The sequence below is a fragment of the Paracoccus sp. IB05 genome, assembly GCF_016405985.1.
Classification (GTDB): Bacteria; Pseudomonadota; Alphaproteobacteria; order Rhodobacterales; family Rhodobacteraceae; genus Pseudogemmobacter.
Genome location: NZ_JAEFCF010000046.1, coordinates 32,753 through 42,869, shown reverse-complemented (window position 1 = coordinate 42,869; position 10,117 = coordinate 32,753). Strand labels below are relative to the sequence as shown.

Here is a 10,117-nt window from a genome sequence, read left to right as displayed (position 1 = left end):
GAGCCGGGATGCTTCCGGGGGGGGGCAGGGGGGGGCTCCGCCCCCGGAAGCATCCCGGCAGAGCCGGGATGCTTCACCGCTGTCGCACCGCTGTCGCCCGGGCCTGAGCCGGGATTCAGGATCGGGCCGGTCGTCTGATTTCGGGGCAAATCTGCGGGCCAGATTTCATGCCAGTCTGCGGCACGGTCTGCAGGCCAGTCCGGGCGCCAGTCTCTGGGCCAGTCTGTGGCCCCGTCTGCGGGCCATTCAGCGGGCCAGTCCACAGGCCGGAAAATCGGGGCATTTTGCGGCAGCAGCGGCGCGATTGCCTCGCTGGTCATGACCAGCACCGGCTGTGCCATGGCGATGATCCGGGCCAGGCGCTCTGGCGGGTGATCCGGGTCGAGCGGCAGCCAGGCGGCCCCGGCCCGCAGGATCGCGATCAGCGCCACCGAGAGTTCCAGCGACCGTTCGATCGCCACGGCCACGATCCGGTCCGGCCCGGCGCCCCGCGCGCGCAGCTTTGCCGCCAGCGCGGCACTCGCCACATCAAGCTCGCCGTAGCTCAGCCCTGTCGCGCCGAAGCGCAGCGCCGGCGACTCTGGTGTCGCCCGCATCTGCGCAGCTATCAGGTCGGTCAGGGTGACATCGGGCAGATCACAGCGGCCCGCCGCCGCCCTTGCGTCCTGCGCCGCGATCTCTGCCGGGCTGGCCGAGGGCACATCCCGCAGCCGCTCTGCCGCCAGGGCTCCCTCCAGGAAAGCCACCAGCCGCAATGCATGACCCTGTGTCTCATCGGCGCTGTACAGGCCCGGATTGCTGTCGGTCTCAAAAAGGATCCCTGCATCGGGATCGCCCCGGAAGGTGAAGGTCAGATCCTCGACCGCGCCGGCGCCCAGAATATGCAGCCGGCACTCCAGCCCCGGGAAAACCGGAGGCCGGTCAAAGGGCTGCACATTGACCAGCGGCCCGTGCAGCCGCCTTACCCCGCCAATCAGCCCCAGATCGCGGCGCAGCTGTTCCGAGCGGTACAGCCCGTGTTTGCGCGCCTCGCGCATCCGCCGCGCCTCGCTTGCCAGCCATTCCGCCAGCGGTGCCTCTTCCTCGGGGCGGATCCGGTGCGGCAGGACATTCATCGCCATACAGGGCAGGCGGGCGATCTTGCGCCCCATCCGCGCCATGAAGGGCATGCCAATCACCGCCTCGCCACCGCCACCATCCACCCCCGACCAGCGCGCGAGACAGGCGCCGGTCAAAGCGGTCAGCACATCCGGCCAGCCAAGGTCATGCGTCTCGGAAAACGCCGCCAGCTTTGCGGTCAGCGTGTCTGGCAGCCAGAGGCTTTCACGGCGGAAGTCATGGGCACTGACGGCGCGTTCACCGGCCAGCGTGCCGGGGCTTGTCACCACCGGCGCATCGGCCATTTCCGCCTTCCACCAGGCCGCATCCGCCGCCCGGCGCGGGCCGGTGCGATAGGCCGTATCCTCGTCATCGGCGCGCGCCAGCGGCGGGAAGGGCAGCGGCGCCGGCCCCGCGCCGGTCAGATGGCCGTAATGCTCGCCGATCCGGTTCGAGACCAGCACCATCCCATAGCCATCGGTCGCGAGGTGATGGATGCGTTCATAGAGAAACACCCGGTCTGGCAGCAGGAAAAGGGTAAAGGCCGCCACCGGCTCTCGCGCCAGATCAAGGGGGCGGGCGCTGTCTTCCTGCATCCGCGCCAGCGCCTCGGCTCCGGCATCCGGATGGGCTGTCAGATCGACCTCGCCCAGGGCGATCCCGCCGGGGGCCAGCCATTGCTCCGGCCCGCTCGGCCCGGCGCGAAAACGCAGATGCAGCGCCTCGGTCTCCTGCACCGTCCGCGCCACAGCCTCGCGCAAAGCCGCCAGATCGACAGCGCCGGTCAGTTCAAGATATTGGCCGGTGTTCAGGATCGGATTGGCCGGATCGAGCGCCTGGAAATACCAGAGACCCTCCTGCGCCTCGGTCAGAGGGCGCGTCTCCTGAACATCCCGGGCCATCTCAGCCAGCCGCCCGCAGGTGCGAGATCGCCTCCCACCATTCGCCGAGCGTCGCGCTTTCGGCAAAAACCGCGAAATCCACCTTCAGCCCGGCCTGTTCCCAGGCGCTCACGAGCCGCATCAGCCGGAGCGAATCCAGCCCCAGGTCGGGCAGGTGGTCGTCATTGCCGATCTCTTCGGGGTCAAGGTCGATCAGCCGCGCAATATCGGCCCGCATCTTTTCAAGGGTCACAGTCTCACCGGAAACAGTCATTTTGCGGCTTCTTCTTCCAGATAGCGCGCGCGCAGCTCGGCGCGCAGCTTGTTGCGGCTGATCTTTCCAACGGCGGTGGTGGCGAATTCCGTCACGAAAACCACCTCATCGGGCACTTTGAAAGCGGCGATACCGCGCCCCCGGACAAAGGCCTTCACGGCGGCGGGCTTTGGCCGTTCGGCGCCTGGGTTCACCACCACAAAGGCGCAGCTGCGCTCGCCCAGGAAAGCATCCGGGATCGAGACCACGGCGGCGTCGAACACGGCCGGGTGGGCCAGCAGGTGATCCTCGATCTCTTCGGCCGAGATCTTTTCGCCGGCGCGGTTGATATGGTCGCCGGCGCGGCCCTGGACGACCAGGTAACCGCCGGGCAGCTGTTTCACCATGTCGCCGGTGCGGTAGAACCCGTCGGGGGTGAAGCTGCGGGCATTGGCCGCCGGTTCGTTGTGATAGGCGCGGATCGTGTAGGGGCCACGGGTGTGGAGGTAGCCCGCCTCGCCCGGGGCGACCGGCTGGCCTTCATCATCCAGCACGAGCACCTCGTCATCCTCGCTGATCGGGCGGCCTTGTGTCGAGATGATGATCTCTTCCGGGTCATCAAGGCGGGTATAATTCACCAGCCCCTCGGCCATGCCGAACACCTGTTGCAGGGTGCAGCCCAGCGTGGGGCGCACCCGCGCCGCCGCTTCGGGGATGAATTTCGCGCCGCCCACGCCCAGCACTTCGAGGCTGGAAAGGTCATGCGTGCATCCCGGCGCCGCCTGCATCCACAACAGCGCCAGCGGCGGCACAAGGCCGGTGATGGTGACCCGCTCGGCCTCGATCAGCGGGAAGGCGGTGGCGGGGGCGGGGTTGGGGCTGAGCACCACTTTCGCGCCCACTGACAGCGCCCCGAACACGCCGGGCGATGACATCGGGAAATTATGCGCGACCGGCAGCGCGCAGAGATAGACGCTGTCTGGGGTCAGCCCGCAGATCACCGCGCTTTCGCGGAAGCTGTAGATGTAATCGTCATGGGTGCGCGGGATCAGTTTCGACAGCCCCGTGGTGCCGCCGGAAATCTGCATGAAGGCCACCCGGGACGGATCGGTCTCAGGCAGCGCGCCTGCGTCCTGATCTGATGCGCCCTCACCTGATGCGCCAAGATCTGCGAAGCTGGTGAACTCCTGCGCTTCGCCGATCACAATGACCTCGAGGCCTGCGGCCTCTTTGCGCAGCTCACGGGCGAGGGCGCGGTAATCAAACCCCTCCCAGCTGTCGGCGATCACCAGGGCTTTCGCGTCCGATCGGGCGATGAAATGCGCGATCTCTGTCCGCCGATGCGCGGGCAGGGCATAGACCGGGATAAGCCCGGCCAGAAACAGGCCAAAGACCGAAGGAAAGAAGCCCGCGATATTCGGAAGCTGCACCACCACGCGCGCGCCAGGCTGCAGGCCAAGCGCCAGATAGCCCCGTGCCGCCTGTTCGGCGGCAGTCAGCAGATCCGCATAGCTCAGCCGGGTTTCGCCTCCGACCACGGCGATCCGTGGCCCGTGTTCGGCCGCGAGCCGGCGCAACAGGGTGCCGAAGCTTTCGCCGCGCCAATACCCTTTTTCGCGGTAGCGCGCGGCGAGATCTGCGGGCCAGGTCTGGCGTGGCGCGGCAGCATCGGGAGTGGCGACATCTGGCAGGGCCATATCAGGACGGGCCACATCAGGACGGGGGGCTTCGGTCATGGCGCACCTGCGGAACAGTGACGGCGTTTTGCGGCATGTCCGGCGGGCCGGGATGACGCTCGTTGGGCCGGGATAAAGCCACCTGGGAAAATAGTCAACTTTACCTCTGGCGGTTGGCAGGTGCAGCATTATCCCTTAGGCGGTAAGAAAGGCGCGGCCAGAACCCTGAACGGAAGACCCGCGCTGCGAGACCAGATGAAACAGATAACGAGCATGACCCGGATGAGGCTCCCCCTGCGAGACACGCCCCGCGCCTATGGCAAAGTGACCCGTGCGCTGCACTGGACGGTCGCGGCCCTGGTGCTGTGGCAGTTCATGACGATGATCCTCAAGGTGGGATTTGGCGTCTCGCCAAGGGACAGCGCCCTTGTCGGCTCGCATGGGCCGGTTGGAACTGCGGTTTTCGTGCTGATCGTGATCCGGGTGGCCTGGGCTTTCGCGAATGCCGGGCGCCGGCCCGATCATGGGCGCGGGTTCATCGGCATTGCGGCCAAAGCCGGACATGGCATCCTGTATCTGGTGATGCTGATCGTGCCGCTGGCGGCGCTGGCGCGGGCTTTCGGCTCGGGGCGCGGCTTTTCACCCTTTGGCTTCCCGCTGTTTCCGACCCGCGACGAGCCCATAGCCTGGATGGTCGCTTTCGGGGATGCCGTGCATGGCGAACTGGGCTGGGTCTTTGGCGTGCTGCTGATCGGCCATATCGCGATGGTCGGCCTGCATGAGGCGATGTGGAAAGACGGCACGCTGGCGAAAATGGCCGGCAAAAAGGCCCTGCGCGGCGGCTGAGGGCGCGCGGCCCGGGTGAGGGGGCTTGCTCCGCCGCCGGATCTGCGCGACGCATGAAAGATGCGTATTCTCTGTGCCACCTCGGTCCGCGATGAAGGGCCCTATCTGATTGAATGGCTCGCCTGGCACCGGCTGCTCGGGGCGAGCGATTTTGTGATCGCCTCGAATGATTGCCGCGACGGGACCGACCGGCTGCTGGAAGCTCTGGCCGAGGCAGGCGTGCTGCGCCATCTGCCGCAGCCGCCGATGGCCGCGCTGGCCTCTGAGAAAGGCAAAGCTGCCAGCGTGCAATGGCGCGCGCTCAAGGCGATCTGGGCCGGGCCGGAGCGCAAGGCCGCCGACTGGATGCTGATCTCGGATGTCGATGAATTCCCGGTGATCCATTGCGGCAATGGCCGTTTTGCCGATCTGATCGCGGCATTGCCCGAGGGGACGGAGGCGGTGGCCCTGGCCTGGCGTCTGTTCGGTGCGGGCGGTATCGCAGGGTTCGAAGAGCGGCCGGTGACGGCGCAGTTCCTTCGCTCGGCGCCGCCCGATATGATGCATCCGGTTGCGGCAACATTGTTCAAAAGCCTGTTCCGGCCAGCGGCGTTTCAGCGCCCGGGGGTGCATCGGCCGCAGCGCCGCGCAGGGCAGGGGCCGGCAGCCTGGGTTGATGGCAGCGGCCGCGCACTATCCCCCATCCTGAGCCAGGACGGCCGGCTGTCGCTGATCCCGCTGACCGGCTATCGTGACCTTGCCGAAATGCACCACTATTCGCTGCGCTCGGCTGCGGCTTTTGTGGTGAAGTCAGATCGCGGCCTGCCCAATCGCAGCCAGAAAGAGATCGACCTGCATTACTGGGTCGAGCGCAATTTCAACAATCACGAAAATACCGCAGCCCTCGCGCTTGCGGCGCCGCTGGCCGAAGAGGTCGCCGCGCTGATGGCGCTTCCGGGGGTGGCCCCTTTACATGAAGCGGCGGTCGCCTGGCATCGCGCGCGCTTTGACCAGCTGATCCGGCAGGCCGGGAGCTATCGGCTCTGGGCAGCCTGCCTGCATGCGGCCGGCAGCCAGGCTCTTGGCCCCGCGGGAGATCTGCGTCTCCTGCAGCAATATCAGCGTCTGGCGAGCGACCCTGACGAAGCGGCCTGACGTCAAACGGGCCGGGCTGAAGCGACCTGAGACATGGCGCCGGACGACCCCCGCCTGCCAGGTAAAAGCCAGCAGATGCCGCCACAATCCGGCCGGATTTTCGCTGGCCTTCCGGCCTCTTTGCCGGTAGAGTTTCACATTACGGACCCGGGGGGACACCCGGGCCAGAGGCAGAAATTCGGTTTACCGATTTATCGAGGCGGCTCCCCATGACTGAGATGGTCTATGGTTCCTCACCCGTTGCTATACGCGAGCCTGTGCTGCCGCGCTGGTGGCGTACGGTTGATCGCTGGACCATGTGTTCGGTTTTCATGCTGTTCGGGATCGGGCTGCTGCTGGGCCTTGCGGCCTCGGTGCCGCTTGCAAGCCGGAACGAGCTGAACCAGTTCTTCTATGTGCAGCGTCAGGCGGTTTTCGGCTGTATCGCGCTCGTGGTGATGCTGGCAATTTCGACCATGCCACCTGCGGTGGTGCGGCGGCTTGGGATCCTTGGTTTCGTGATCGCGCTGGTGCTTGTCATGGCGCTGCCTTTCGTCGGTCAGGATCACGGCAAGGGCGCCATTCGCTGGCTGTCGCTGGGCGGCTTTTCGCTGCAACCTTCTGAATTCCTCAAGCCAGGTTTCGTGATCGTCACCGCCTGGATGATGGCGGCGGCCCAGGATATCAACGGGCCACCCGGCAAGCTGATTTCCTTCGGGATCCTCGGCCTTGTGGTCGGTTTTCTGGCCATGCAGCCTGATTTCGGGCAATCGGCGCTGATCGTTTTCTCCTGGGGCGTGATCTATTTCATCGCGGGGGCGCCGATGGTGCTGATTGCATCCGTCATCGGCATTGTCGCATTCGGCGGCTTTACCGCCTATGGCGCGTCTGAACACTTTGCCCGCCGGATCGACGGGTTCCTGTCTCCGGAGGTCGATCCGCGCACCCAGCTGGGCTATGCGGCAAACGCGATCCAGGAAGGCGGCTTCTTCGGCGTCGGCGTCGGCGAGGGCCAGGTGAAATGGTCGCTGCCCGATGCGCATACTGACTTCATCATCGCGGTCGCGGCCGAGGAATATGGCCTTGTGCTCGTCCTCGTGATCCTCGCGCTGTTCGGGATCGTCGTGGTGCGCTCGCTGGTGCGGCTGACCGCCGAACGTGACACGTTCACCCGTTTGGCCGGATCGGGCCTTGCCTGTATCTTCGGCGTCCAGGCCATGATCAATATGGGCGTTGCCGTTCGTCTGTTGCCCGCAAAGGGCATGACGCTGCCCTTCGTCTCTTACGGGGGCTCTTCGATCATCGCCGCCGGGATCACGGTGGGGATGCTTCTGGCGCTGACCCGGACCAGGCCGCGCGACCGGATGGCGGAACTCTTCGGGCGGAGGCGCTGATGGCGCCGTTGCTGCTGATCGCGGCCGGGGGTACCGGCGGGCATATGTTCCCCGCCCAGGCCCTGGCCGAGGCCATGCTGGCGCGCGGCTGGCGGGTCAGACTGTCGACCGATGAGCGCGGTGCGCGCTATGCCGGCGGATTTCCCAAAGCGGTGGTTGTCGAGAAAGTGTCTTCGGCCACTTTCGCGCGCGGCGGCGCGGTGGCGAAACTGGCAGCCCCCTTCCGGATCGCGGGCGGCGTGATCGGGGCGGCAGTGAAGATGCTGTCCGACAAGCCCGTTGTCGTGGTGGGCTTTGGCGGCTATCCGACCATACCGGCGCTGTCGGCGGCGTTCCTCTTGCGCCGTCCCCGGATGATCCATGAACAAAACGGCGTGCTGGGGCGGGTGAACCAGCTTTTTGCCAGACGCGTTGACCTTGTCGCCTGCGGCACCTGGCCGACCGCCTTGCCTGAGGGCGTCGAGGGCCAGCCTGTCGGCAATCCGGTGCGCGCGAGCGTCCTGGAACGCGCCGGCGCCCCCTATATCGAGCCGGGTGACTACCCGATGAGCCTGCTGGTGATCGGTGGCAGCCAGGGCGCGCGCATCCTTTCGGATGTGGTACCCGCGGCACTCGCTTTGCTGCCCGGGCGCCTGCGCGACAATCTGCGCGTGGCGCATCAGGCCCGGGCCGAGGATGCCGAACGGGCGCAGACCGGCTATTACGAGGCCGGGATCCGCGCCGAGATCAGGCCGTTTTTCGACGATATCCCCCGCAGGCTTTCCGAGGCGCAGCTGGTGATCTCGCGGTCCGGCGCCTCATCGGTCGCGGATATTTCGGTGATCGGGCGCCCTTCGGTGCTGATCCCCTTTGCTGCCGCGACGGGCGATCACCAGACCGCCAATGCGCGCGGCCTGGTTGACGCCGGGGCAGCGGTGCTGATCCCTGAGAAACTGCTTGACCCCGCCAGCCTGAGCGCGCAAGTCGCCGCCGTCCTCGGAAATCCCCGGGGCGCGCGGCAGATGGCCGCCAATGCGCTGAGCTGTGGCCGCCCGGATGCGACCGAAACTCTGGTGGCGCTGGTCGAAGAGCTCGCAGGAGATAAAAGATGAATGCCGCAACCAAACTCCCGCTGGAGCTCGGGCCGATCCATTTCGTCGGCATCGGCGGCATCGGCATGTCGGGCATCGCCGAGGTCCTGCTGACTTTGGGTTACCGGGTGCAGGGCTCTGACAGCAAGGCGTCGAAAATCACTGACCGGCTGGTGGCCCTTGGTGCTGAATTCCATGAGGGGCAGCGGGCCGAGAATATCGGCGAAGACGTCTCGGTCGTGGTGATTTCCTCGGCGATCAAACGCGGTAACCCGGAACTGGAAGAGGCGCGCCGCCGCAAGCTTCCCGTGGTGCGCCGCGCCGAGATGCTGGCCGAGCTGATGCGCCTGCGGTCAAACATCGCGGTCGCGGGCACCCATGGCAAGACGACCACGACGACGATGGTCGCGACTTTGCTCGACAAAGGCGGCTTTGATCCGACCGTGATCAATGGCGGCGTGATCCATGCTTACGGGTCGAACGCGCGGGCCGGTGCGGGCGAATGGATGGTGGTCGAGGCCGACGAGTCTGACGGCTCGTTCAACCGGCTGCCCGCGACCATCGCCATCGTGACCAATATCGATCCCGAACATATGGAGCACTGGGGCACCATCGAGGCTTTGCGCAAGGGCTTCCTCGATTTCGTCTCGAATATCCCGTTTTATGGCGTGGCGGTCTGCTGCACCGACCATCCCGAAGTGCAGGCGCTGGTCGGCCGCGTCGCCGACCGCCGGGTGATCAGCTTTGGCTTCAATGCCCAGGCCGATGTGCGGGCGGTGAATCTCAGGTTCGAAAAGGGCATGTCCTGCTTCGACATCCAGCTGCAAAACGAGGGCGAAGGCTCGGTTATCGAAGGGTGCGAGCTGCCGATGCCCGGCGACCATAATGTGTCGAACGCGCTTTCGGCGGTGGCTGTCGCCCGCCATCTGGGCATGAAGAAAGAAGAAATCCGCGCGGCGCTGGCGGGCTTTGCCGGGGTCAACCGCCGCTTTACCAGGGTGGGCGAGGTGAGCGGGGTGCCGATCATCGACGATTACGGCCATCACCCGGTCGAGATTGCCGCCGTGCTGAAAGCGGCCCGCCAGGCGGTATCCGGCACCCCGGGCGCGCGGGTGATCGCGGTGCATCAGCCGCATCGCTATTCGCGGCTTTCGAACCTGTTCGATGATTTCTGCACCTGTTTCAACGAGGCCGATGTGGTTGGCATCGCCGAGGTCTATGCGGCGGGCGAAGACCCGATCCCTGGCGCGAGCCGCGATGATCTCGTGGCCGGGCTGATCGCGCATGGCCATCGTCACGCCCGCGCGGTGATCGACGAGGCGGATCTTGCGCGGCTCTTCCGCGAACAGGCGCGGCCGGGCGATATCTTTGTCTGCCTTGGCGCCGGGACCATCTCGGCCTGGGCGAACGGGCTGCCGGCGAAACTGCTTGGTCAGGCGGCCTGAGCGGGTGGAGGTGGCCGTCTCGCTCCTCGCCTTCTTCGTCGCCACCTGGGCGAGCGCGGCGGGGACATGGGCGGCCTGGAGGCGCGGATGGAAACTTACGGTCATCCTGGCCTTGCTGGTCGTGGCGGGGCTTGTAGGGCTTTTCGTCTGGCTCTCGACCATTGCGACCGGCAGTTATCTGGCCGGTCTCGGCGAGATGCTGGTCGCCATCGGGCTGGCGGCCGGGCCCGGGATCGGGCTGATCATCGGCGTGATCGCAGCATATTCCATGCCGGTGGGGATCGGTTTTGCGGTCCTTCACCTCTGTATTCTCGCCCTCACGCTGGTGGATAGCCTGTGAC

9 protein-coding genes are annotated in these 10,117 nt (G+C 66.2%); 6 read left to right on the top strand and 3 right to left on the bottom strand.

Features of this window, described 5'->3' with window-relative positions; translation table 11 throughout:
* The 3 genes from JC607_RS21915 to JC607_RS21905 form a co-directional block, all read right to left on the bottom strand.
* Positions 1 to 2,000 (bottom strand): condensation domain-containing protein (locus tag JC607_RS21915; protein WP_198838901.1); only part of this gene is annotated, 2,000 nt, incomplete at its 3' end.
* 1 nt (position 2,001) lies between these two features.
* Positions 2,002 to 2,253 (bottom strand): phosphopantetheine-binding protein, encoded by a 252-nt coding sequence (locus JC607_RS21910; protein WP_198838900.1) that lies wholly within the window; start codon positions 2,251 to 2,253, stop codon positions 2,002 to 2,004.
* Positions 2,250 to 3,968 carry a (2,3-dihydroxybenzoyl)adenylate synthase gene (locus tag JC607_RS21905; protein WP_233093077.1) on the bottom strand — a complete coding sequence of 573 codons (1,719 nt, stop codon included), beginning with the start codon at positions 3,966 to 3,968 and terminating at the stop codon, positions 2,250 to 2,252. The genes JC607_RS21910 and JC607_RS21905 overlap by 4 nt, the downstream gene beginning before the upstream one ends.
* A 222-nt stretch (positions 3,969 to 4,190) precedes the next feature.
* Between JC607_RS21905 and JC607_RS21900 the strand changes: the two genes are divergently transcribed.
* From JC607_RS21900 to JC607_RS21875, 6 genes are all read left to right on the top strand, one after another.
* Positions 4,191 to 4,754 carry a cytochrome b gene (locus JC607_RS21900; protein WP_233093076.1) on the top strand — a complete coding sequence of 188 codons (564 nt, stop codon included), beginning with the start codon at positions 4,191 to 4,193 and terminating at the stop codon, positions 4,752 to 4,754.
* A gap of 60 nt (positions 4,755 to 4,814) precedes the next feature.
* Positions 4,815 to 5,888: a glycosyltransferase family 2 protein gene (locus JC607_RS21895; RefSeq protein WP_198838898.1), complete on the top strand. Its 1,074-nt coding sequence runs from the start codon at positions 4,815 to 4,817 to the stop codon at positions 5,886 to 5,888.
* Between the two features lie 209 nt (positions 5,889 to 6,097).
* Entirely contained in the window at positions 6,098 to 7,261 is a 1,164-nt protein-coding gene (ftsW, locus tag JC607_RS21890; protein ID WP_198838897.1) for a putative lipid II flippase FtsW, read from the top strand.
* A complete protein-coding gene (locus JC607_RS21885) occupies positions 7,261 to 8,352 on the top strand; it encodes a glycosyltransferase (RefSeq protein WP_370584916.1) in 1,092 nt (363 codons plus the stop codon). Before ftsW ends, JC607_RS21885 begins: the two co-directional genes overlap by 1 nt.
* Entirely contained in the window at positions 8,349 to 9,776 is a 1,428-nt protein-coding gene (gene murC / locus JC607_RS21880; protein ID WP_198838896.1) for a UDP-N-acetylmuramate--L-alanine ligase, read from the top strand. Before JC607_RS21885 ends, murC begins: the two co-directional genes overlap by 4 nt.
* The gene (locus tag JC607_RS21875; protein WP_198838895.1) at positions 9,760 to 10,116 is read left to right on the top strand and encodes a hypothetical protein; all 357 of its coding nucleotides are present in this window, start codon (positions 9,760 to 9,762) and stop codon (positions 10,114 to 10,116) included. The genes murC and JC607_RS21875 overlap by 17 nt, the downstream gene beginning before the upstream one ends.
* Position 10,117 lies beyond the last annotated feature (1 nt).